Here is a 23,803-nt window from a genome sequence, read left to right as displayed (position 1 = left end):
CCTATGCTCACCGCAAAACAACATGAGTTGCTACTTTTCATCCATAAACATCTGGAAGAAAGCGGTATTTCGCCTTCATTCGAAGAAATGAAGGAGGCTCTCGATCTGAAAAGCAAATCGGGTGTGCACAGGCTGATCGGCGCCCTTGAAGAACGCGGTTTCATTCGCCGCCTCGTCAACCGCGCACGTGCGCTAGAGGTTGTTAAAATGCCCGAAGGCGGCACGAGCCGTCCTTCCAACGTCACAAAGTTGACCCCTGCCATCGCTTCGAACAAGGCCCAGGTTAACTTGCCCGTTGCTGCGAATGATGTTCTGGAAATTCCTTTGCATGGCAAGATTGCCGCCGGTGTTCCCATCGAGGCACTTGAGGGGCAAAGCTCACTCTCTGTTCCAATGGCCTTGCTCGGAAGCGGCGAACATTATGCGCTGGAGGTATCCGGGGATTCCATGGTCGAAGCCGGTATTTTGGATGGCGATTATGCGCTGATCAAAAAGGCTAACACGGCGCGTGACGGTGAAATCGTCGTTGCTCTGGTGCGTGGTGAAGAAGCGACATTGAAATATCTGCGTCGTGAAGGACAGCGTATCCGCCTTGATCCGGCAAACTCGCTTTATGAACCGCAATATTTTGAGTCACATGAGGTCGAGGTGCAGGGCAAGCTGGCGGGATTGTTACGCCGTTATCACTGACTTTCCTGCGGATAGATGCGGGCGGCGTTAGCCCAGGGACGATTGGCGCTTTCGTCCTCGACACTGTGCACGACGCCGTTTGCAAGATAGAATGCGAGACCGCCGCTTTCCGACAGCATATTACGATCCGCCTTTAGCCATTGCGGCTGGCAGGACGCGGGCAATCGTCGGTCACTGACCACAATATCTGCTCTCCGGCACGCAGCCGCCATTTCGAGTTCGGGAATAGGATAGACCGTTCGCGTGGCCATAAGGCTCCAAATCCTGTTCCCATTGCGTATCTGTATAACGCATATATCCGGCGAACAATTGGCATCCGGCCATTGCTCGATGTCGATCGGGTCGACGAGCGCACCCATGCTTTCAAGCATCATGTCCCGGATATAGTCGCCCGTCCGGCCCCGCAGCAATGTAACGCGGCCATCTTGCCCGGATAATGCCACATGCTTGCCATCGGCAGTTACCAATATATCCGGCCTGGGAGCGGATAGCATCGCTCCAAAACCGATCGCGACTGGCAAAAGTCCTGCAATGCATATTCGGCTTTTTAGCAGGCCAAACCATAAACCGCCGAAAATCATCATGACAAACGCCCAAACAGGCATGGCTGGCATCATCGTGACGGCGCCCGGCAACCGACTGACCGAGTGTGCGAGAGCCAGAATGGTATTTATCCCCTGACCCGCTATCCACCAGGCAGGCCCACCTACACCAACTATGTCCAGCATCAACGCAGCGGCTTGAGCTGGCATGATGACAAAGGTCGTCAGCGGAATTGCCAGAACATTTGCAAAGGCGCTGTACATTCCGGTCCGGTGAAAATGGTACAAAGTGATCGGTGCCAGAATGACTTCAATCGCCAGCCCCGTAACGATGAGCGCGACGCCCCCTCGCATAGCGCGTGCCATCCATGTTTCGTCTCTGCGCTCCGTCCAGCGTTTCATCCACCGCGATTCATGCAGGATTACAATGGTCGCCACAGCTGCGAAGCTGAGCTGAAAACTGGGTCCCGCCATCGCTTCCGGCCAGAACAGCAGAACAATGATTGCTCCGGCTGCAACAAGGCGCAACGTCAGGGCTTCACGGCCGATCGCCAAGGCCAGCAACACCAACAATGCCGCAATGCAGGATCTGACCGTAGGCACTTCTGCGCCGGCTAATAATGTGTAGGCAACTGCCCCCAACGCCGCGAAACCTCCGGCCAACAGGGGCACCGGATAACGAAGTGCAACGACGGGAAACAATGCTATGGCCCGGCTCGCCAACAGGAACAGGAAACCGACGACGGCGGTCACATGCAATCCGCTGATCGACAGCAGGTGCGCCATACCGCTGTCGCGCATTGCCTGCGCATCTTGCGGGTCTATATTTGCCTGATCTCCCGTAACCAGTGCGGCACCGATTTCGCCGGTTCCCTGAGGCATTGCAGATATGATATGCCGCGTAAGGGAATTGCGGATGTCGGGCATGCGGCTAGAAGATCCTGTGGCCCCATAAACGACCACCGGCCCCAATGCACGTCCTGTAGCGCCTATCTGCTGAAACCATGCACGACGCGCGAAATCATAGCTGCCCGGCAAGATCGGACCATTGGGCGGCATCAACCGCGCCCGCACCTGTATGATGGTTCCAACATTTAGTGAAAGCTTTCCGATCTGATCGTGCGTCAGATTGAGCCGCACTTTCGGAGGCAGGCCTTGGCTTTCCTTTGTAGCCAGTTCGACGCGGACCACATCACGCGCTCCCACATATTCGATCTTGTCGATGCGACCGTAGAGAGAACCAGTCCAAACTTTCTGCAAAACCGGCGCGGCTACGATTGCAGACTTCACCGATATTGCTGCAAAACCCAACAATAAGCTCAGTGCCGCAACGCCCAGCACTCTTGCGATGCGTTGGTGAAAGCCGATTGCGAACCCAAGAAGCGCAATGGATGCGGAAATGATGAGCATGGGAAAAAGGGCAGAGTCACCTGCTACCTGCCAAACACCTATGCCTGAGCCGATCCCGACGGGCACCCAAAGAGGCAGCTGCTCACGTTCACGCTCCAGCCATTGGTCTAACACAGGGGCTATCGGGACTTTCCGGAAGTTTGGCTGGAAATTAGGCCGGAAATTTGGCCGCACGTTCCGCCGCAGCAAACTTCCAAAAAAACCAATCATGTCAGTGGTGTAGCATCTTTGCCACAAATAACAATTATATCATCGTTCAATCTAAATGCTTTGCCTTGACGACCGTGTATTTTCGCACCATTGCCGACAAAACGATAATGCCAACTTCTCCCCAAGAAATAGTGGCAGTTGAGGAGCCTAAAGCAAACGCATCTGGCGTTTTGGCGCCTTTTGTCGGACATGGAACATAGCCTGAAAAAGGGGCGCCCATTTATAGGGTTCGAAGTGATGGAGTGTAAAAATGGCAGAAAATAATGCAACGCTGACAATCGGAGATACCAGCTACGATTTGCCAATCATGAAGGGCAATGAAGGTCCCGATGTTTTGGATATCCGTAAACTTTATGGCGCATCCGACCATTTCACATTCGATCCGGGCTTTACTTCCACCGCCAGTTGCGAGTCGGCCCTGACCTTCATTGACGGTGATGAAGGGATCCTGTTGCACCGTGGCTATTCCATTGAAGAGCTCTCTGAAAAATCGAGCTTTATGGAAGTGTCCTATTTGCTTTTGAACGGCGAATTGCCATCCAAAACCCAATTGGCCGAATTCAGCCAGACGATTTCGCGACACACCATGTTGCACGAACAACTGGCCACTTTTTACCGCGGTTTCCGCCGGGATGCGCATCCCATGGCAATCATGTGCGGCGTCGTTGGTGCCCTGTCGGCATTTTACCATGACTCCACCGATATCAGCGATCCGACCCATCGCATGATTTCCAGCCACAGGCTGATTGCAAAGATGCCGACCATTGCAGCAATGGCCTACAAATATTCAATCGGTCAGCCTTTCCTGTATCCGGACAACAGCCTGTCCTACACCGGCAACTTCCTGCGCATGACCTTCGGCGTGCCCGCCGAACCCTATGTCGTTAACCCCGTAATCGAACGGGCGATGGATCGCATTTTTATCCTGCATGCGGATCACGAGCAAAATGCATCGACATCGACAGTACGCCTTGCCGGTTCGTCGGGTGCCAATCCCTTTGCATGTATCGCGGCAGGCATCGCTTGCTTGTGGGGTCCGGCCCATGGCGGTGCCAATGAAGCGGCACTCAACATGCTTCGGGAAATCGGCACACCCGATAAAATTCCGCACTATATCGAGCGTGCAAAGGACAAGAACGATCCTTTCCGCCTGATGGGCTTCGGCCACCGTGTTTATAAAAATTACGACCCACGCGCCACGGTTATGCAGAAAACCGTCCGTGAAGTTCTGAGCGAACTGAAGGTCAACGACCCCATTTTCGACGTTGCCCTCCAGTTGGAGGATATGGCGCTGAACGATCCTTATTTCATTGAAAAGAAGCTCTTCCCCAACGTTGACTTCTATTCAGGTATCATTTTGTCGGCCATCGGCTTCCCGACCGAAATGTTCACCGTATTGTTTGCCCTGTCCCGTACCGTAGGTTGGGTAGCGCAATGGAACGAAATGATTTCGGATCCCGGCCAGAAAATCGGCCGCCCGCGTCAACTTTACACCGGACCGAAGCACCGGCCCTACCCCAGCCTCGATCAGCGTTAATCGCGGCTCGTTCAGTTATTGGGAAGGCGGAGGGTGAAAACTGCCCCTCCGTCTTCCGCGTTTTCGACGTGTAACTCTCCGCCCATAGCACGGGCAAGACGGCGGGAAATGTAAAGGCCAAGGCCGCTACCTCCATCGCCTGAACGTCCAAGACGTTCGAACTTTTCAAAAATCTTTTCCTGGTCTGCAGGGTCAATGCCCTTCCCCTGGTCCCGCACCGTAATGACGGCTTCGGAATCGACTGTCGCGATATCTATAAAAATATGCGTGCCGTCGGGTGAGTAGCGGATGGCATTGTTGACCAGGTTTAGAATTATCTGGAGGGTGCGGCGAAACTCCGCCACGGCGGGCACCAATATGTCCTCGGAAGGCGTATGAACCGTTATGCGGTGGTCGGCCGCTTTCAACGCAAGAAGGCCCGCTACGCGCCTCGCAACATCGCCCAGTTCGATATTGTCCCTTGCCGCCTTGAAGTCAGGACGTTCCACAGCTTCCAGATCGCCCAGATCATCGACCAAAGCGGACAAATGGCGGGCCGCATTGGCGATATCGCGTGCATAGAGCGCGTAATTTTCGCGGATCGGCCCCTGCAACTCACTTCCAATTGTCTCCGCATTGGCAATGATACGGCCCAAGGGTTGCCGCAAAACAGGGGCGAGATTTTTCCCGAACAAAGCGCCTGCAGCCGGGCTTTCTTTCGGTGGTTCGGCCGGATGGCCGGGTGTTTCCAACCGTTCGAACAAAAGTTCATAGCCATTGGCAACAGACCGCCCGCGGACATGGAAAAGCCCTGCATCACTTATCCGCTTCAAAGTACATGCCGATGTCGCTTTTCGCGCAGACAACGACGAAAGCAGCATATCCAAGCCCTCGCCAGCCTCAAACAAGGTTGCAAGAAGTGCTCTGCCATCCCGGCCAAAGTCGGGCGGGACCAATCCGTGGGCGGCATCGCCGGTGGCCCGGACCAAACGGCCGACCGGGTCAAATTTCATCACATTATCATGCGCAATTTGAACCGGATTATCGGCATATCCCGCACGCCTGACATCGGGCAGGACGCGCCAGCTGATGATTGATAATTTTGCTTTGTCGGGTGTTGGATCGATTTCGATCCACAGCTCGAGATTTTCGTTATCATCGGCGACCCGAACGGCGCGTGATAGCTTCATCTGAAGTTTAATCGATAGCAACGCCAAGGTTTTGATAGCCGGAACCGCCAGCAATTCGTCCTTGCGGCCGCCAGCGCGTTCATGGAGCCGCGCGAGCGCATCATCGGCGGAAACAAGACGGCCATCGGCATCCACTTCACCCGAAATGGGGTTGAGAAGTTGTGTTCCGGTCATGGCAGTTTACCGCCGGAAAGGAACTGCGCCCGCGCAGATGCCCAATAACCGATTTGGACAAGCGCTTCATCGGGCGATATGCTTGCATATCCGGACTCGAAAATGCCTGCTTCTCTCGGGGTAATCAGATCACCGCGAAACAGGAAGATATTCTTGAGTGCATGTGTCTTGGATACTCCGCACGCCGCCAGCATGACGGCATAAGGTGCCGAAGAAGATGCATCGATCAGCCGCAAGATATGGTCGTGGTCAAGCTCAAGATCGGCCGATAACGCCGCCACATGCAAATGCAGCCCGTAAATCTCGGGATTACCGACCAATGTCTGTGTTGGATCATCGGAAAAGTGGACGATTTTCCGTGCCGCATCCTGGGCGCGATCGGCTTCACAGAAACTGGATAAAAGGGACTTCGCCGCCGCGATTACCTCAGGCTGGCGGGCGCCTTCACATATCTCGATGGCGGCAACAATCTGCCATGTTAGCTTGTACAGCAGTTCGGAAGTCAGCCCCAAATAGGTGCTGCCAGCACCGCTACGGTGCAGACTTTCCGCAGCCAACAATGTCTGCGCCGCATCGGCCAGCGTCCCGTTCTGATGGTCCAGATAGGCCGAAGCGGACTTCACCTTGTCCTGAGCAATGCAAGAGCCAAGCCGGTCTTCTGCCACGCGCGCCAGTGCAAAGTCGATCAGGTCGGGTTCACGCAGAAATCCCGATTTCGACAATGTTTCCCAAGTTAGCGGGAAATGGGGGTTTCTTTTCGAAAGAAGCCGCGCTTCAAGATCGGAAACGAGTTGGATAAGCTTTGCCGATACCGCACTTATCATGGCTTCGGTTGGCGGGTTGATGGCCGACGGGAAAATGACCGAAGCGATATCCGTGCACAGCGCATCGATATCGTGCGCATGCTCGGCGCCGACTTTCATCAAAACATTATTATCGTCGACACCGTGATCCAACGGAAATTCCATGCTGAGAACAGCGATTAGCCTAACAAAAAAAGGTTTACACGGCTTTAAGGCTATTTCTGAGCACCAACCCCGCGCCTGGCAAGATACTGTTCCGTCAGAAGAAGCGCAAGTTGCGCAAAAACAATAATTTTTAGGCCGAATGCATAACCCGAAAAATAGGCAGAAGCGCACAACGCGAGAACAAGCAATGCGGGCGAGCATAATAAGTTCGATGTCCAGCGCGTCGCGGGAATTTTGGAGGCCAATGCCACCAATGCCAGCATGATGACGGTGAACTCCACCGTATTTGAGGCAACATCGGACTGGTCAATAGCAATGTACAGGACCGATATCGCTGAAATAACCCAGAAAATCGCAACATGCGCCCGGCTGCGGCGTGCAGGCGACTTCACATCAATTAATGCCTGGATCTGGTTGGACATCATTCCGAGAAAAAGGAACAACAACGCAAAGATGGGTTGGTTCATCGCTGTTAAAGCGAGGCTCAGAATAAGGGCCAGCGCCGGCGGCAGTTGCGCATATTTCGCATGGCCTTCATGCGACCAAGCCACCGGGGCGAGGCGTTCCGCGATTGCGCCGAATATATTTCGTTCTATCCACCCCTTAACGCCATCGACCCGTGCCTGCATCTTTTTCTGACCGATCGCCGCAGCGTCCGCGGGAACCGAAATCTTTGCTATTTCAGCATTTTGAATAATGGTTTGCGGCAAAGGATGGAACGGCGTGCCAATCTGGATCGCAAACCGCAGCAAGGTCGATGCAATACTCCAGCCTTCCGGAATATCCTGAATCGAGCCCAGCTTTTCTGTATCCAGCAAGGTAAATCCGGCCCAGCAACGGGTTAAATCTATGCGTTCAAATGCGGCACTCTCGTTTCCAATTTCACAGGTGGCGACGCAGGGCGTCCCTGCCCCTATCAGGCGATGCACAACATCTTCGGCGAAATACTGCCCCTCTGCCAAAATGACGAGACGGGATTTTAAGTCGGCAGAGTTTTGAAGATCTTCCAACGTCCGCACAAAATGGATCTTCAACCCGTAGTGTTCACCCGCATCAGACAATTTGAGCAAGGCGCCGGAAACATTGTCGACTTCGATAAAACAGGTCGTGATTCCCGACTTTTGCAACGCCCGTAATTGCCATTCGAGAACAGACTGTCCCGCTATCGTCAGCGGCGAAGACGCAGGGCCGGGAAAGTGGGGCGCATCGGCTGTCGAAACAACCGAGAGAAGCGCCGCAGGTGGTTCTTGAACATTCTCGACGGATAACATGCGCCCGATATGGACGATATTACCTCATTTCCAACACTTTTATTGGCCGAAATCGGTCTCTAACTGATTTCGTGCGCCTCTATTTCAAGGATTGCGGCCTCAATATCGCGAATAACCACAGGGTCTCCTGGCGCGCCTACACTTGCCATATCCGCCAATTCCATAAGGCGGGTCGCGCCAAAACTTGCGGCGAGTCCCTTTAATCGCCAGCTTGTATACTGCCAATTGGCGTCACAACGTGACCGGGACAGCAAGCTTAGCTGGCGACGTGCACTTTCGACGAAAGAATGGCGCAATTCGGCCATCAGGGCGTAATCTTCGCCCGAAGCAGCCTTTATCGCTGTGTCAAAAGAGCCATAATCCATAGACATTCCACATGCATACGCCATTTAGTGTTAAGTTTGCGTTTCCCCTGTGGATAAAATATGGTTAACAAAGTGCTATGACTGCACGCTCGAAAATTGTTGGCCTGACACGGCATATAGAAAACGGCTCGGTTGAGGATATGGACAACCATATCCGGGATCACGATCTGGACGCCGGTGTTGAACAGTTCACGGCCGAGACCGAAGTGTTTGACTACGCCGAGTCCGACTATACCGACGAGGATTCGTCTGCCACTTCGGGCAAGTGGAAAAGCTACATAACGCCGGTCATCATCGTCATGCTGACGCTAGGCTGGACCGGATATTTTATCTGGACCTATCTGCCGCTCATCAAGGACGGGCTTAAGGGCGAATATCTGATCACATTAATCAGCATCTGGGCAACGCCCGCGATGTTTTTGGCCATATTGTGGCTGCTCGCCATGCGTTCCTCTCGCGCAGAAGCCTTGCGTTTTCGTGATGTAGCTCTGTCTTTGCGCAAAGAAAGCGAAGCGCTTGAAGCCAGAATGCGCACGGTCAACGAAGAAATATCGATGGCACGCAGCTTTCTCGCAGAGAATGCACGCGAACTGGAAACGGTAGGCAAGCAATCATCGCAACATTTAATGGAAGCTGCACAGGTTCTGACAGCCGCGTTGATCGATAGCGACGAAAAGGCAAAGACGCTCGAGACCGTCAGCAATGCCGCGACCAGCAATCTTGAGCAATTGCGCAAGCATCTGCCTGTTGTGACAAGCGCAGCCAAGGATGTGACCAACCAGATCGGCAGCGCCGGAAACAACGCGCAGCTGCAGATCAAGTCGCTGATTGCCGGTCTTGCGCGCATTGGCGAAGTCGGCACCTCGACCCGCACCTATATCGACGAAGTCGGAAGCCGTGCCGAGGCGGTGTCGGAACAACTGGGCAGCATTTCGCGTGAAACCGCAGATTCGTTGAACGAGGCGAGCTTGCTCGCCGAGAAGCGTGCAGCGGCAGCCGCGAAACTGCTGGACGTAGCGGCCCAGAATATGTCCTCGCAGGTCGGCAATGTGACATCAGAGCTGAGTCAGCTTCTTTCCGATAATCGGGCGAAAATTGAAGAAAATGTTGGCCTTCTGAAACAGGCCATGGGCGAAATCGCCTTGCAATCGCAGGAGGAAAAGAGCCGCATTGCGTCGATCATTGCCGACATAGAGAACCATTTGAGCGCCAGTGCTGCCACAATTTCCGAGATAGACAAGGCAGCAACCGACCAGACAGCGAAGCTTGCCTTTGCTGTGTCCGCACTGGGCGTGAGTGCGAAGGATGTGAACACCGAACTGGATGGAAGCCATAACCGGACAGAGCAATTGCTTGAGAAAGCGGACGGACTTTTGGCTGCTCTCAACAGGATCAATGGCGAGATTGCCGAAAATATCCCGGCATCCATTGGCCAGATCGACTCACAGATTTCGGGCACAGCACAACAGCTATCGGCTGCGACCGTGAATGCCCGCGACCTGAACGCACAAAGCGCCGAATTGCTGAAGGTTGCGTCGTCGCTTAGCGCGTTGATTGACGAGCAAAGCGCCAAGATCGACAAGATCATGACGGATAGCGACGAACATTTCGCCGCGCGCCATGAGCAGGCCGATGCCTTGTCCGCAACTTTGAATGAAACCCGCGCATTGATTGAATCAATTACGCACGTGACCGAAGGCGCGCTTGTATCGTCCCTTTTGCGTGTTCGTGAAGTTACCGAAGGCGCCGTTCAGGACAGCCGGAAAATTGTTGAGGACGAATTGACGCATGTTGCAGACCGGCTTGCCGACCAGAACCGGCTGGCCTTGGAAGGTGCCGTCGAGAACCAGCTAAAGGCAATGAACGAACAGGTCCAGAATGCGATCGAACGGAATATCAGCCTGTCCGAAAATTCTACTGCGCAGTTAAAGAACCAATTGAAGGAGTTGGACGAACTCGCCGACAATCTCGAAAAGCGGATCGCCGAAAGCCGGAACAGCTTCGACGGCATCGACGACGACAGCTTTGCACGGCGCATGGTCCTGCTCACCGAATCTTTGAATTCAACGTCGATCGATGTGGCAAAGATTCTGTCGAACGAAGTCACCGACACAGCCTGGGCCGCCTATTTGAAAGGCGACCGCGGCGTCTTCACCCGCCGTGCTGTACGCCTGCTCGATGCAGGAGAGTCCCGCGCAATCGCGACGCATTACGCGCAGGATCCCGAATTCCGGGAGCATGTAAACCGCTACATCCACGATTTCGAAGCGATGATGCGGGTTCTTCTGTCCACGCGGGACGGCAACGCAATATGCGTTACGCTGCTCTCTTCCGACGTCGGCAAATTGTACGTCGCGCTGGCGCAGGCGATTGAGCGTCTGCGCAACTAATTGGACGTTGGTGGCGTCACCAGAAAATCGAAGCTGTGCCGGTCGATCCACCCTTGGGTGTAGTTGACATAATAGAGTCCGAATAATGCAGCAGACAGCAATGTCGTCCGCAATATGATGATTCCGGGCCGAAAGTTACCTGGCGCGCTATCGGCTTGACCAAGCGTTTTCTCTAGCCCCAGTTCTTCATGTGTCTTTACGCCGATGGGCAAAATGACAAAGGCGCAAAGGACCCAGAACAGCACGTAAATCGCGATAATTGATGTCCAGTTCATGCGGTTTCCACTATCATGACGTCTACAATTGGTTTCTTGCCTGTCCAACTGGTCGCAACGCGCCGAACGGCGAGGCGAACTGACTCCCTCAGTTTTTCAAAATCACCTTTATTTTCGCGAATCGCCTTTACGGCGGCTTGCGTTGCCTCTTCCAGAAATTCTTCCAGATCTTCTTCGATGGGCACACCATGCAGTCGGATTTGGGGCTCGCCGAGAAGATGGTCACGCTCATCGAGAGCGAAGGCAACGCTAATCAGACCGTACCAGGACAAACGGCGGCGCTCGTTCATTGTGGCCCCATCTGCGGAAATGATAGTGTCGCCATCCAGAATTAAGCGGCCTGTTCGTTCCTGACCGATTATTTCCGGCTGCCCCGGTGCCAAGCGCACCACATCCCCATTGGACTGAACGAGAGCGTTTTTCACGCCGTGCGCTAAAGCAAATCGCGCCTGCTCCGCCATATGCCGCCGTTCACCGTGAACAGGCACGAGTACGTCAGGTCTGATCCAGTCATACAGCAAGGCCAGCTCCGGCTGACCGGGATGCCCAGATACATGGACATGCGCCTGCTTTTCGGTGACGGTCAGGATATTGCGCTCCGCAAGCTTGTTCATGATGACGCCGATTGCAATCTCGTTCCCCGGGATCTGCTTTGACGAGAAGATGACCGTATCGCCTTCCTCCAGCTTTACCGGATGGTTACCCTCGGCAATCCGTGCGAGAGCAGCCCGCGCCTCACCCTGGCCACCGGTTGCAACGACCATAACCTCATGACGCGGAAGGCCGTCTACGGCCTCCATATCGACCGTCTTCGGCATATCTTTCAAATAGCCATTAGCCTGCGCTGCCTCGATAATCCGGTGCAGCGAGCGGCCGGCAAAACAAAGCGTGCGGCCGGTTTCCCGGGCGACTTCACCCATTGTCTGCAGACGGGCAGCATTGGAGGCGAAAGTTGTCAGGAGCACCCTGCCCTTTGCTTCCTTGACGGATTTCAGAAGGTCAGCCTTCACGCTGCCCTCGCTACCGCTATCATCGGGATTGAAGGCGTTGGTGGAATCACACACCAGAGCCAGCACGCCCTCATCGCCTATAGCCTTTAACTGCTCGGCCGTAGATGGTGAGCCGATTACGGGACGTTCATCCAGCTTCCAGTCACCGGTGTGGAAAATCTTGCCATAGGGGGTTGAGATAAGGCAGGCGCTCATTTCAAGAATAGAGTGGGCAAGCGTCACGAGCTGGAAACCGAATGGCCCCAGATCAAAGCGCCCCTCCATCGGAATAATGTTCAGCTCGACGCTATCGGCAATGCCTTCTTCTTCCAGCTTTCCGCGTATCAGGGTCGCTGTAAAAGGTGTCGCATAGAGTGGCACGCCAAGATCAGCGGCGAAATAGGCGACCGCGCCGATATGATCCTCATGACCATGGGTCAGCACGATACCCAGCAGGTCATCCTTGCGCTGTTCGATAAATTCCAAATCCGGCAGGATCAATTCGACCCCGGGATATTCGGCATTCGCGAATGTCAGTCCGAGATCCACCATGACCCATTTGCCCTGGCAGCCGTAAAGATTGACGTTCATGCCAATCTCGTTCGACCCGCCCAGCGCGAGGAAAAGTAACTCATTCTTTGGGGTAGTCATGATTATGTTTCTCGATTCCTGTACAAATGCGCCAGCCCCCGCAGCGTCAAATCCGGTTCTACCCGGTCAAATAAATGGCCATGTTGCTGAAACAGGATGGCGAGACCGCCGGTCGCGATAACCGTGACTGGCTTGCCGATTTCAGCTTTCATTCGCGCGATCATCCCTTCGATCATCGCCACATAGCCCCAATAGATACCTATCTGCATTTGTCCAACTGTTGTCGTACCAATTACGCTTTCATTTGGCGGTGGCTCGATTGCAATTCGCGGCAGCATCGCAGCCGCAGCGTAGAGCGCATCCAGACTGAGGTTCACGCCAGGGGCAATACTGCCGCCCCGATAGGATCCGTCCGGGCCGATATAGTCGAATGTCGTTGCCGTGCCGAAACTGATCACAAGCTTGTCACCATCGGCCATGGATTGGGCAGCAATCGCATTTACAGCGCGGTCGGCGCCGACCGATTGGGGCTCATCGACCTTGAGTTGGATGCCCCAGCCCACGCTCCCCCGACCGGCAACAAGTGCTTCGCAATCGAAATAGTGCGAGGCAAGCAATTGCAGATTGTGCAGCGCCCGGGGAACAACGGTTGCGATTATGACGGCTTTGACATCACTCCGGCGGAATCCTGCCATCTGTATAAGCTGGTCCAGCCATACCGCATATTCATCGGCCGTGCGGCGTGCATCGGTGGCAATGCGCCAGCGTTTAACGATTTCCCCGCTGTCATCGACCAGCGCAAATTTAACGTTGGTGTTGCCGGTATCAATTGCGAGCAGCATAGTCGGTCCTCTGCCTAAACGAGAAAAACATCGGCGGCATGAATGGCATGGATCGTCCCATCCGCCAAGCGAAGCTGAAGTGCGCCCTCTGCAGTCAGTCCGGCGTAAAGTCCATCTTCCCGCGTGCCGTCGGGCAACTGCACCGATAATGCAGTACCGACCGGATGGGCAAACTTTTGCCATTCGCTCGTCAACGCCTGCAATCCATATTGGCGCCAACGCATCAACCAGCTTGCCATATTGGCAGCGAGAATTTCTGTAACTGCCTGTGGATGCGGCGGGAGAATGCCGAGCTTATGCAGATCGGTTGTCGCACGCCCGGGAATGTCGGGCGACGATGTCAGATTGATACCGATCCCGATGACGACCGCCTCGCCGGTCCGTTCCAGCAGGATACCACAGATTTTGGACCCATCGGCAGACAGGATGTCATTGGGCCATTTGATCTGGACGGCACATTCCGGCGCGATTTGATGCAGCGTATCGCGCACGGCCAAAGCCGCGACGAATGCAAGCGTTGGCGCTTGTGGATCGGACGGCTGCAAACGCACAATGGTGCTTGCAAAAAGATTGCCGCCCGGGCTTTCCCAACTGCGCCCCAAGCGGCCGCGGCCGCCGTCCTGCGCATCGGCGCGAAGCCAGAGTCCTTCCGGCGCGCCAACAGCCGCGCGTTGCAGCAGGTCGGCGTTGGTCGACCCTGTTAATGCAACTTCTTCAAAAACAGGGTTCAGAACAGCGCCCTTGCCGCTTGTGCAGAAAGTGCGGCCAGAACCGGTATGGCAAGATAACCCAGCGGTGACTGGGTAATTGCCAATATACCGCCGGTCCAGCTTAGGACCGCATCATCGGCAGGCGCAATCACATCTGCCGGTTCGTCGAAGTACATGACCTTGACAACCTTCAGATAATAGAAGGCCCCGATTACCGACGCCGCAATCCCGATGACGGCCAGCGGAAGCAGATTTGCAGCTACAGCAGCCTGGAATACCACCAATTTGCCCCAGAAACCGAACAAGGGCGGGATACCGGCGAGGCTGAACATGAAGATCGCAAAGATCGCCGCCAGTGCAGGACGGGTTTTCGACAAGCCGGCAATGTCGGCAAATGTCTCGCGATAGGAGCCATCACGTGCCTTCAGCTGCATCAATACGATGAAGCTGCCCAGCGTCATGGCGACATAAATGGCAAGATAGACCAGCATCGCCGCAACGCCCTGCTCAGTCCCTGCGGCAAGGCCTATCAGAATGAAGCCGATATTGTTGATCGAGCTATATGCCAGCAGACGTTTCAAATTCTGCTGCCCGATGGCACCCACGGCGCCGATGATAATCGACATCAGTGCGACAACGATGACAATTTGCTGCCAGACCATGGCTTCGTTTCCAAAAGCCTCGATGACCACACGTATCAGCAAAACGCTGGCTGCCACCTTTGGGGCGCTGGCGAAAAAGGCCGTTACCGGAGTAGGCGCACCTTCATATACGTCCGGCGTCCACATATGGAAAGGCGCGGCGCTGATCTTAAACGCAAGACCCGACAGAACGAAGACAATGCCGAATATCATCCCAAGACTAATGTCACCGTTCAAGGCCGTACCAATCGCACTAAAGCTGGTGGAACCGGCAAAACCGTACAGCAGCGACATACCAAAAAGCAGAATTCCGCTCGCAAGGGCACCCAGCACGAAATATTTCAGACCAGCTTCCGCAGAGCGTCCGTCGTAGCGCGCAAAGCTTGCCAAGACATAAGCCGCCAAACTGTTCAGTTCGAGGCCGATATAAAGCGTTACCAGATCCGTTGCCGATACCATGATTCCCATGCCGATGGCGGCAAGCAGGATAAGAACTGGATATTCGGCGCGCATGGCGCCCGCATTTTCAAGGAAGCGCGGGGCAATCATCAACGAAATGGCGGCAGCGAAATAGATCAACAGCTTTGCAAAATTGCCGAATGCATCGTTGCCGATCAGGCCGTCAAACGCGGTTGCATCGGTGCCCGTCGCCATGAAATCCACCACAAAGGCGCCTGCGCCGAATAGCGCAGTTACCGCCAATATGCTTGCCAGACGCCCTGAATCACTCCGCCATGCTGCGAGCAGCAGCAGAGCGAGCGCGGAAAAGCTGAGAATAACCTCGGGACGAACGAGGAAAAGTGAAGCATTAAGGTCCATTAGTGGTGGCTCCCCTCAGCCTTGTTCTTTTCTTCGCCATGTCCCCCAACCCGATATTTGGCGGTGGTGGGATCATTGGCCTTTAATTTGCTGTCCCCTGCAGGTGCAGCACGTTCAATACGTTCGACGATGGTAGCAACGTCACGACGGATCGGCGCGAGGAAGCTTTCCGGATAGACACCCATCCAGAGCACCGCCGCCGCAATCGGAGCGAGTAGCCACATTTCACGGCCATCTATATCCGACATAGCGGCCGCATCGGCATTTTTTTGTTCGCCAAAGGCGATGCGGAGATAGAGATAAAGCATATAGCCTGCGCCCAAAATGATGCCGGTGGTTGCGATCAGGGTAGCCCAGGTCGAAACCTTATACGCCCCTGCCAACGACAGGAATTCGCCGACAAAACCGCTGGTCCCGGGAAGCCCGACGCTCGCCATGGTAAAGAGCATGAACAACAGCGCATATTTGGGCATGTTAATGCTCAATCCGCCATAGCGGCTGATCTCGCGGGTATGCAGCCGATCGTAGATTACGCCTACGCATAGGAACAGCGCGCCTGAAACCAGACCATGGCTAAGCATCACGATGATTGCGCCTTCGATCCCCTGCTGGTTGAAGGTGAACAGGCCGACGGTGACAATCGCCATATGCGCCACCGACGAATAAGCGATCAGCTTTTTCATATCGCTCTGCACCAGCGCGACGAGCGAGGTATAGACAACGGCGACCATCGACAGGCCAAATACCAGAGGGATGAAATCCGCGCTGGCTTCAGGGAACATCGGCAGCGAGAAGCGCAGGAAGCCGTATCCGCCCATTTTCAACAGCACGCCCGCCAATATGACCGAACCGGCAGTAGGAGCCTGAACGTGGGCATCCGGTAACCAGGTGTGGACCGGCCACATCGGCATTTTAACAGCGAAGCTCGCGAAGAAAGCAAGCCACAGCCATTTCTGCGCCTCGACTGGGAAGTCGGTGTTGAGCAATGTGGGGATATCGGCCGTACCAGCGGTCTGTATCATCCACAGCATGGCGATCAGCATTACGACCGAGCCAAGCAGCGTGTAGAGGAAGAATTTGTAGGAAGCGTAGATCCGCTCTGCCCCGCCCCAGATACCGATGATCAGATACATGGGGATCAGGCCGGCTTCGAAGAAGATGTAGAACAACAGCAGATCCTGCGCGGCAAAAACACCGATCATCAGCGTTTCCATCAGCAGGAAAGCGGCCATATATTCACCGACCCGCTTGTCGATGGCGTGCCAGCTTGCCCCGATGCAGATCGGCATCAGGAATACAGACAGCATGATCAGTGTCAGGGATATGCCATCAATGCCTAGTTTCCAGCCAATGGGGCCAAACAACTGGAGGCTTTCCACAAATTGCCACTGCGCCCCTGCGGGATCGTAGCTGACCCACAGCCAGGCCCCCAACAGAAGATTGAGCAGCGTCGCACCGAGCGCCAGCACACGTGCTGTTTCGGCGCGGACAAACAGACAGGCGATTGCGGCCACCATCGGGATGGCCAGCATGATCGAAATTATGGGAAGTGCTGCGGCGTTCATTATGCTTTCACCATCATCCAGCTAACCGCCGCGACCAGGCCGAGAAGCATGACCAGCGCATAGGTGTAAAGATATCCCGACTGCAGCCGCACAGCCATCCGGCTGGTGAAGCTCACTACCGCGGCGGAACCATTGGGACCAAATCTGTCGATGATACCAATGTCCCCCTGCTGCCAGAAAAGGCGACCGAACCAAAAGGCCGGACGGACGAAAATCAGGTTGTAAAGCTCATCAAAATACCATTTGTTGAGGAAGAACCGGTAAAGCGGTGCGAACATGGTCGCCAGCTTTTGCGGCGCATCTTCCGAACGCTGGTACATCAGATAAGCTACGCTGAGGCCAACCAGCATGGCGACGGTTGACGACAATTTCACCCATAGCGGCACTTCATGCATGGCATGCATCAGATGCTCGTTGAAGTAGAGCGTGCTGTTGGCCCAGAACTCTTTACCCGTTTCGGCTTCGATAAATGCGCCATGGAACAGGAACCCGGCAAACACGGCGCCCAAGGTAAGCACCGCAAGCGGAATGAGCATCGGGAGCGGGCTTTCATGAGGATGATAGCCTGCGGTACCGTCGCCATGATCAGCATGCCCACCATGATGAGCGTGGTCGTCACCATGATGGTGGTCATCATGAACAGCGTGCTGGATATGCTCCGAACCGGCCCAGCGGGGCTTTCCAAAGAATGTCAGGAACATCAGGCGCCAACTGTAGAAACTGGTCAGCAACGCGGCGACGACACCAATGGCAAAACCGTACATATGGTAGGTCGAGCTGCTGGCGAAGGCCGCCTCGATAATGGCGTCCTTGGAATAGAAGCCCGCAAAACCACCGACACCGACGATGCCGACACCGGTGATGGCCAATGTACCTGCCATCATTGCCCAGAAGGTAAGCGGGATATGTTTCCGCAAGCCCCCATAATAGCGCATATCCTGTTCGTGATGCATCGCATGGATCACCGAACCAGCGCCAAGGAACAACAGCGCCTTGAAGAAGGCATGGGTGAAAAGATGGAACATCGCGGCGCCATAGGCACCGGTTCCGGCGGCGAAGAACATGTAGCCAAGTTGCGAGCAGGTTGAATAGGCGATGACGCGCTTGATGTCGGTCTGCACCAATCCGACCGTCGCCGCGAAGATTGCGGTCGTCGCGCCGACAATGGTGACGACATCCAGAGCAAACTGGCTAGTTTCGAACAGCGGTGACAGACGGCAAACCATGAAGACACCGGCGGTCACCATCGTTGCCGCGTGGATCAGGGCCGACACAGGTGTCGGGCCTTCCATCGCGTCGGGAAGCCAAGTGTGCAGGCCAAGCTGCGCCGACTTGCCCATCGCGCCAATGAAGAGAAGGACGCAAAGCAGGCTCATCGTATCGACACGATAGCCAAGGAAGCCGATGCTCGACCCAACCTTGTCCGGCGCAGCGGCAAGGATGTCGGGAATTGAAACGGTACCAAATAGCCAGAATACGCCAAAGATACCCAGCATGAAGCCCAGGTCGCCGACGCGGTTGACGACAAAAGCCTTGATCGCTGCGGCATTTGCGCTGGGCTTTTTGTACCAGAAACCGATCAACAGATAGGATGCAAGCCCGACGCCTTCCCAGCCAAAGAACATCTGCACCAGATTGTTGGCGGTCACCAGCATCAGCATGGCGAAGGTGAACAGCGACAGATAGGCGAAAAAGCGGGGCTGGTCGGGATCTTCCTCCATATAGCCCCAGCTATACAGATGGACGAGCGCCGAGACGGTGGTGATAACCACCAGCATCACCGCGGTCAGGGCATCGACGCGCAATTCCCAGTTAAAGGAAAGCGCACCGGACTGCACCCATGTCATGACCGGCTGGACATAAGCCTTTTCATCACCGGTCAGGAAACTGATGAAGATCGGCCAGCTTAAAAGACAGGCGGTGAACAGACCGGCGGTCGTGATCGTCTTGGCCGCAACCGCACCGATGAACCGCTGGCCAAGGCCTGCGATCAACGCTGCCAGAAGCGGCAGGAAAACGATGATATGTATCGAAGTCACTGGATGTTACCCCTTCATCCGGTTGACATCGTCAACGGCAATGGTGCCGCGACCACGGAAATAGATAACCAATATGGCAAGCCCGATGGCTGCCTCACTGGCTGCGACGGTCAGCACGAACATCGCAAAGATCTGCCCGGTCAGATCGCCCAGGAAAGCGCTGAAAGCCACAAGATTGATGTTCACGGCAAGCAGGATCAGCTCGATCGCCATCAGAATAATGATGACATTCTTGCGGTTCAGGAAAATGCCCAGCACGCCCATCACAAACAGGATGGAACTGACCACCAGATAATGTTCGATGCCTATCACAGTTCGACCCCCTGCCCGACTGGCTGATTCACATTGCGCGTCGCATCCTGCGGACGGCGCATATTCTGGCTGTTGATATTCTGCCCCTTGCTGCCGTGGCTGCGGCGGTGGGTTAGAACTATCGCGCCAACCATGGCGACAAGCAAGATCAGGCCAGCGCTTTCAAACAGGAAGATATATTTGCTGTAGAGCAGGTTCCCGATGGCTTCGATATTCGGCACCGTATTGGAAACCGTGGCAGCTCCGGCCTCCGGCGTTCCGAGTTTCACGGCACCGGCGCGATAGGCGCCGACGCCCAGAATGAGTTCCGCCACAAGCACGACCGCCAGTAATAGCCCCAGCGGCACATTCTTGACGAAGCCGGCACGCAATTCGGCAAAATCAATGTCGAGCATCATCACGACAAAGAGGAAAAGCACCGCAACCGCACCGACATAGACAATGACCAGCAACATCGCGATGAATTCAGCACCGATGAGGACCATCAGGCCCGCCGCATTGAAAAAGGCAACGATCAGCCAAAGCACGCTGTGCACGGGGTTACGCGCAAAGATCACCATCGCGGCCGACGCGATCAGGATGCTGGCGAAAAGGTAAAAAGAGATGACCTGAATCACAATCCGCGCCCCTTACCGATAGGCCGCATCGGCGGCAAGGTTCGCGGCAATCGCGCGTTCCCATTTGTCGCCATTGGCGAGCAGCTTGTTCTTGTCATAAAGAAGCTCTTCCCGCGTTTCGGTTGCATATTCGAAATTCGGCCCTTCGACGATGGCATCCACCGGACAGGCTTCCTGACAGAAACCGCAATAGATGCACTTCGTCATGTCGATGTCGTAGCGGGTGGTCCGACGGCTGCCGTCCTCGCGCGGTTCCGCCTCGATCGTGATCGCTTGCGCTGGGCAAACGGCCTCGCACAATTTGCACGCAATGCAGCGTTCCTCGCCATTGGGATAACGCCGCAATGCATGTTCGCCCCGGAAACGTGGGCTAAGCGGATTCTTTTCAAACGGATAGTTCACCGTCGCCTTGGGCTTGAAGAAATATTGCAAGGTCAGCCAGTGCGCCTTGACGAATTCCCACAGGGTGAAGGATTTGATGAGATGGGCGATGGTGGTCATTTGCTGGCCTTTCCAGCCACATTCAGGTCACTTCTGCAGATGCCATCCCAATTGTTTGTAGGCTTGTCTGCAGTGAAGGTTTTACCTCGTTCCACGTCTGTGACTTGGCTAATATACATCCGTTCACTGTTTTTGCATTCGTAGCGCGTCAGCATCAGGTATCCGCTCACCAGAAACACCCAGAAAAGCGAGATTGGCAGGAAGACCTTCCAACCCAGACGCATCAACTGGTCATAACGGTAACGCGGCACGGTGGCCTTTACCCAGGCGAAGATGAAGAACATCACGAGGATCTTGGCAAAGAGCCAGAAGATTCCCGGGACCATATAGAGCGGTGCCCAATCCACCGGTGGCAGCCATCCGCCCCAGAAAAGGATCGCGTTCAGCGCGCACATCAACAGCACATTGGCATATTCGCCGAGCCAGAAAAGTGCGAACGCCATGGACGAATATTCGGTCTGGTAACCCGCGACCAATTCGCTTTCCGCCTCGGTCAGGTCGAACGGCGCGCGTGCTGTTTCGGCCATCGCGCTGATGAGGAACATGACCGCAATCGGGAACAGGAGCGGGTTCAGCGCATAAGCGTTGATTAAGCCCAGAACATGGCCCTTCTGCCCGGCAATGATGCCGCCCATGTTGAATGTGCCCGCCCACAGGACGACGCAGATCAGGATGAAACCGATGGAGACTTCATAGGAAATCATCTGCGCGGCGGCGCGCATGGCGGAATAGAACGGATATTTAGAGTTGGATGCCCAACCCGAAATAACAACGCCGTAGACGCCAAGGCTGCTGATCGCGAGGATGTAGAGCAGACCGACATTGATATCGGCAAGCACCATGCCATCGCCAAAGGGAATAACCGCCCAGGCCATTAACGCCACAGTGAAGGTGATAATCGGCGCAATAAGGAACAGACCGCGGTTCGAGGCGCTGGGAATGATGGTTTCCTGAAGGAAAACCTTCAAACCATCCGCAAAGGACTGCAGGACACCGAAGGGACCAACCACATTGGGTCCCTTACGCAGCGCAAAAGCCGCCCACAATTTACGCTCGGCGTAAATGATAAGGGCAACCGCCAGCATGAGCGGAAAGGCAATCAGCAGAATTCCCGCAATGGTTGCGGTGAACCATGCGGCTTCATAGGTCATGCCGAGCGATTGGAAGAATGAGGTCATTCCGCTGCCTCCAGAAACTCTTCACCATGCACCAGTTCGGCCGAGCAGCGTTGCATCGTCTCCGACGCGCGGCAGATGGCGTTGGTCAGGTAGAAATCCTTGATCGGATAGTCGGCGATCTTGCCGCTGACCGTCGCAGACAGCTTGGGTTCGCTCCAGCCATAATTGGCCAGACCTTCAACCCCTAACGCAGGTACAGCCTTCGCCATTTCGGCGCGCAATGCATCAAGGCTGTCAAATGGCAGACGTTTACCGAGCACATCCGATAGTGCCCGGAAAATTGCCCAATCCTCCCGTGCGTCCCCGGGCGGGAACACCGCGCGTTCGCCACGCTGGACGCGGCCTTCGAGATTTACATAGGTGCCGGATTTTTCGCTATAGGCTGCACCCGGCAGGATAACGTCGGCATGCCGCGCGCCCTGGTCACCATGATGGCCCACATAGACTTTGAACGTTTTGGCAAAGAGACCGTAATCGACCTCGTCCGCACCGAGGAAGAAGGCCAGCTTCGGCTTTTTAGCGGCCAGCGCCTTGATACCGCCGTCATAGGCATAACCCAGCATCAGGCCACCCATACGGGCTGCCGCGAAATGGAGAATATTGAAGCCATTCCAGCCATCGCGCACCAGCTTGTACTTCTTCGCAAAGGCGAGCGCTGCGCCGTGCACACCTTCATAACGCAAGGCACCGCCACCCACGATGATTGCAGGACGTTCGGCGGTTTTCAGGGCGTCTGCCAACGCCTTGGGTGCCTTGGTCAGGGCCGAAAGATCATCACCCAGCCATTCGACCTTATAAGTCAGGTCCGTCACAGGACCGATGGCAAAAACCTTCGCGCCTTTTTTGCGGACAGCCTTTTGCACGCGGGTGTTCACCAGCGCAGCCTCGCGGCGCAGATCGCTGCCGACGAGCAGGATGACATCGGCGTTTTCGATGCCGGCGATGGTGGTGTTGAAATTGACCGCGCTCAGCGACGATGTGTCATACGCGAGACCTGTCTGGCGTCCTTCCAGCATCGCCGAACCGGCAAGTTCGCGCGCGGCGAACATGGTTTCGCAATCAACCTGATCACCGGCAAGTACCGCGGCTTCGCCCGTCCAATGTGCCTTCACGGCGTCAAACGCCTCGGCCCAGCTTACGGCAACCAGCTTGCCGTCCTTGCGGACATAAGGCTTGTCGAGCCGACGATGGGTCAGGCCATCAACAGCGTGACGGGTTTTATCCGACGCCCATTCTTCGTTCACATCATCGTTGATCCGCGGCAAAGCGCGCAACACGGCACGGCCGCGGCTGTCGAGACGGATGTTGGTGCCAACGGCATCCATAACGTCGATGCTTGGGGTCTTCTTGAGTTCCCAGGGACGGGCTTCAAAAGCATAGGGTTTCGACGTCAGCGCGCCCACGGGGCACAGGTCGACCACATTGCCGGACAATTCGCTGGTCACCGCACGTTCCAGATAGCTGGTGATCTGCATATTCTCGCCACGGCCAATCGCGCCGATTTCTTCGATGCCTGCAACTTCTTCCGCAAAACGGACACAGCGCGTGCACTGGATGCAGCGGGTCATCACCGTTTTGACGATGGGACCCATATATTTCTCGGTCACAGCCCGCTTGTTTTCATCATAGCGCGACGCGCCCCGGCCATAGGCTACGGACTGGTCCTGCAGATCGCATTCGCCGCCCTGGTCGCAGATGGGGCAATCAAGCGGGTGGTTGATCAGGAGGAACTCCATCACCCCTTCCCGTGCCTTTTTGACCATCGGGCTGTCGGTCTTGATGATCTGTCCCTCGGTCGCGGGCAGTGCGCAGCTCGCCTGCGGCTTGGGTGGCCCAGGGGCAACCTCTACAAGGCACATACGGCAATTGCCCGCAATGGACAGCCGCTCATGATAGCAAAAGCGCGGTATTTCCTTACCTGCAAGCTCACAGGCCTGCAGCACGGTTGCGCCGGCGGGAACTTCGATTTCGAGGCCGTCTACAGTGACTTTAGGCATA

Annotated in this window: 20 protein-coding genes; 3 read left to right on the top strand and 17 right to left on the bottom strand. The window is 55.4% G+C overall.

Features of this window, described 5'->3' with window-relative positions; genetic code table 11:
* The first annotated feature begins 3 nt into the window (after nucleotides 1-3).
* Entirely contained in the window at nucleotides 4-690 is a 687-nt protein-coding gene (lexA, locus tag FOM92_RS04215; protein ID WP_143775515.1) for a transcriptional repressor LexA, read from the top strand.
* Here lexA and FOM92_RS04210 read toward each other — a convergent pair.
* Entirely contained in the window at nucleotides 684-2,756 is a 2,073-nt protein-coding gene (locus tag FOM92_RS04210) for a ComEC/Rec2 family competence protein (RefSeq protein WP_170226785.1), read from the bottom strand. The genes lexA and FOM92_RS04210 overlap by 7 nt on opposite strands.
* 346 nt (nucleotides 2,757-3,102) lie before the next feature.
* On the opposite strand from FOM92_RS04210, the gene FOM92_RS04205 reads away from it, so the two are divergent.
* Nucleotides 3,103-4,389: a citrate synthase gene (locus tag FOM92_RS04205; RefSeq protein WP_143775513.1), complete on the top strand. Its 1,287-nt coding sequence runs from the start codon at nucleotides 3,103-3,105 to the stop codon at nucleotides 4,387-4,389.
* Between the two features lie 11 nt (nucleotides 4,390-4,400).
* On the opposite strand, the gene FOM92_RS04200 is transcribed toward FOM92_RS04205, so the two are convergent.
* The 4 genes from FOM92_RS04200 to FOM92_RS04185 form a co-directional block, all read right to left on the bottom strand.
* Nucleotides 4,401-5,732 carry a sensor histidine kinase gene (locus FOM92_RS04200; protein WP_143775512.1) on the bottom strand — a complete coding sequence of 444 codons (1,332 nt, stop codon included), beginning with the start codon at nucleotides 5,730-5,732 and terminating at the stop codon, nucleotides 4,401-4,403.
* Nucleotides 5,729-6,688 (bottom strand): hypothetical protein, encoded by a 960-nt coding sequence (locus FOM92_RS04195; protein WP_143775511.1) that lies wholly within the window; start codon nucleotides 6,686-6,688, stop codon nucleotides 5,729-5,731. The genes FOM92_RS04200 and FOM92_RS04195 overlap by 4 nt, the downstream gene beginning before the upstream one ends.
* A gap of 62 nt (nucleotides 6,689-6,750) precedes the next feature.
* Nucleotides 6,751-7,971: a hypothetical protein gene (locus tag FOM92_RS04190; protein ID WP_143775510.1), complete on the bottom strand. Its 1,221-nt coding sequence runs from the start codon at nucleotides 7,969-7,971 to the stop codon at nucleotides 6,751-6,753.
* Nucleotides 7,972-8,030: 59 nt separating this feature from the next.
* Nucleotides 8,031-8,342 (bottom strand): Hpt domain-containing protein, encoded by a 312-nt coding sequence (locus FOM92_RS04185; RefSeq protein WP_143775509.1) that lies wholly within the window; start codon nucleotides 8,340-8,342, stop codon nucleotides 8,031-8,033.
* A gap of 71 nt (nucleotides 8,343-8,413) precedes the next feature.
* Between FOM92_RS04185 and FOM92_RS04180 the strand changes: the two genes are divergently transcribed.
* Nucleotides 8,414-10,726, top strand: coding sequence for a coiled-coil domain-containing protein (locus FOM92_RS04180; RefSeq protein ID WP_143775508.1), 2,313 nt, complete (start codon nucleotides 8,414-8,416; stop codon nucleotides 10,724-10,726).
* On the opposite strand, the gene FOM92_RS04175 is transcribed toward FOM92_RS04180, so the two are convergent.
* The 12 genes from FOM92_RS04175 to nuoG are packed head-to-tail and all read right to left on the bottom strand — an operon-like array spanning nucleotide 10,723 to nucleotide 23,802.
* Nucleotides 10,723-11,001 (bottom strand): DUF1467 family protein, encoded by a 279-nt coding sequence (locus tag FOM92_RS04175; RefSeq protein WP_143775507.1) that lies wholly within the window; start codon nucleotides 10,999-11,001, stop codon nucleotides 10,723-10,725. The genes FOM92_RS04180 and FOM92_RS04175 overlap by 4 nt on opposite strands.
* Nucleotides 10,998-12,641 (bottom strand): ribonuclease J, encoded by a 1,644-nt coding sequence (locus FOM92_RS04170; protein WP_143775506.1) that lies wholly within the window; start codon nucleotides 12,639-12,641, stop codon nucleotides 10,998-11,000. Before FOM92_RS04170 ends, FOM92_RS04175 begins: the two co-directional genes overlap by 4 nt.
* 2 nt (nucleotides 12,642-12,643) lie before the next feature.
* Nucleotides 12,644-13,423, bottom strand: a complete 780-nt coding sequence (locus FOM92_RS04165) for a type III pantothenate kinase (RefSeq protein WP_143775505.1) — start codon at nucleotides 13,421-13,423, stop codon at nucleotides 12,644-12,646.
* Nucleotides 13,424-13,437: 14 nt separating this feature from the next.
* Nucleotides 13,438-14,154, bottom strand: coding sequence for a biotin--[acetyl-CoA-carboxylase] ligase (locus FOM92_RS04160; protein WP_143775504.1), 717 nt, complete (start codon nucleotides 14,152-14,154; stop codon nucleotides 13,438-13,440).
* Nucleotides 14,151-15,593 carry an NADH-quinone oxidoreductase subunit NuoN gene (nuoN, locus tag FOM92_RS04155; RefSeq protein WP_143775503.1) on the bottom strand — a complete coding sequence of 481 codons (1,443 nt, stop codon included), beginning with the start codon at nucleotides 15,591-15,593 and terminating at the stop codon, nucleotides 14,151-14,153. The genes FOM92_RS04160 and nuoN overlap by 4 nt, the downstream gene beginning before the upstream one ends.
* Nucleotides 15,593-17,158, bottom strand: a complete 1,566-nt coding sequence (locus FOM92_RS04150) for an NADH-quinone oxidoreductase subunit M (protein ID WP_143775502.1) — start codon at nucleotides 17,156-17,158, stop codon at nucleotides 15,593-15,595. Before FOM92_RS04150 ends, nuoN begins: the two co-directional genes overlap by 1 nt.
* Nucleotides 17,158-19,197: an NADH-quinone oxidoreductase subunit L gene (nuoL, locus tag FOM92_RS04145; RefSeq protein WP_143775501.1), complete on the bottom strand. Its 2,040-nt coding sequence runs from the start codon at nucleotides 19,195-19,197 to the stop codon at nucleotides 17,158-17,160. The genes FOM92_RS04150 and nuoL overlap by 1 nt, the downstream gene beginning before the upstream one ends.
* Nucleotides 19,198-19,203: 6 nt before the next feature.
* On the bottom strand, nucleotides 19,204-19,509 hold the full coding sequence (nuoK, locus tag FOM92_RS04140; RefSeq protein WP_143775500.1) for an NADH-quinone oxidoreductase subunit NuoK: 306 nt from the start codon (nucleotides 19,507-19,509) through the stop codon (nucleotides 19,204-19,206).
* The gene (locus FOM92_RS04135; RefSeq protein WP_143775499.1) at nucleotides 19,506-20,126 is read right to left on the bottom strand and encodes an NADH-quinone oxidoreductase subunit J; all 621 of its coding nucleotides are present in this window, start codon (nucleotides 20,124-20,126) and stop codon (nucleotides 19,506-19,508) included. The genes nuoK and FOM92_RS04135 overlap by 4 nt, the downstream gene beginning before the upstream one ends.
* Before the next feature lie 12 nt (nucleotides 20,127-20,138).
* The gene (gene nuoI, locus FOM92_RS04130) at nucleotides 20,139-20,627 is read right to left on the bottom strand and encodes an NADH-quinone oxidoreductase subunit NuoI (RefSeq protein ID WP_143775498.1); all 489 of its coding nucleotides are present in this window, start codon (nucleotides 20,625-20,627) and stop codon (nucleotides 20,139-20,141) included.
* Nucleotides 20,624-21,805: an NADH-quinone oxidoreductase subunit NuoH gene (gene nuoH / locus FOM92_RS04125; protein WP_143775497.1), complete on the bottom strand. Its 1,182-nt coding sequence runs from the start codon at nucleotides 21,803-21,805 to the stop codon at nucleotides 20,624-20,626. Before nuoH ends, nuoI begins: the two co-directional genes overlap by 4 nt.
* Entirely contained in the window at nucleotides 21,802-23,802 is a 2,001-nt protein-coding gene (nuoG, locus tag FOM92_RS04120) for an NADH-quinone oxidoreductase subunit NuoG (protein WP_143775496.1), read from the bottom strand. The genes nuoH and nuoG overlap by 4 nt, the downstream gene beginning before the upstream one ends.
* Nucleotide 23,803: the final 1 nt, after the last annotated feature.

The organism is Sphingorhabdus contaminans, assembly GCF_007280415.1.
GTDB classification, from domain to species: Bacteria; Pseudomonadota; Alphaproteobacteria; order Sphingomonadales; family Sphingomonadaceae; genus Sphingorhabdus_B; species Sphingorhabdus_B contaminans.
Note: the sequence above shows the minus strand (reverse complement) of the source record. Positions and strands in the feature narration are given on the sequence as shown.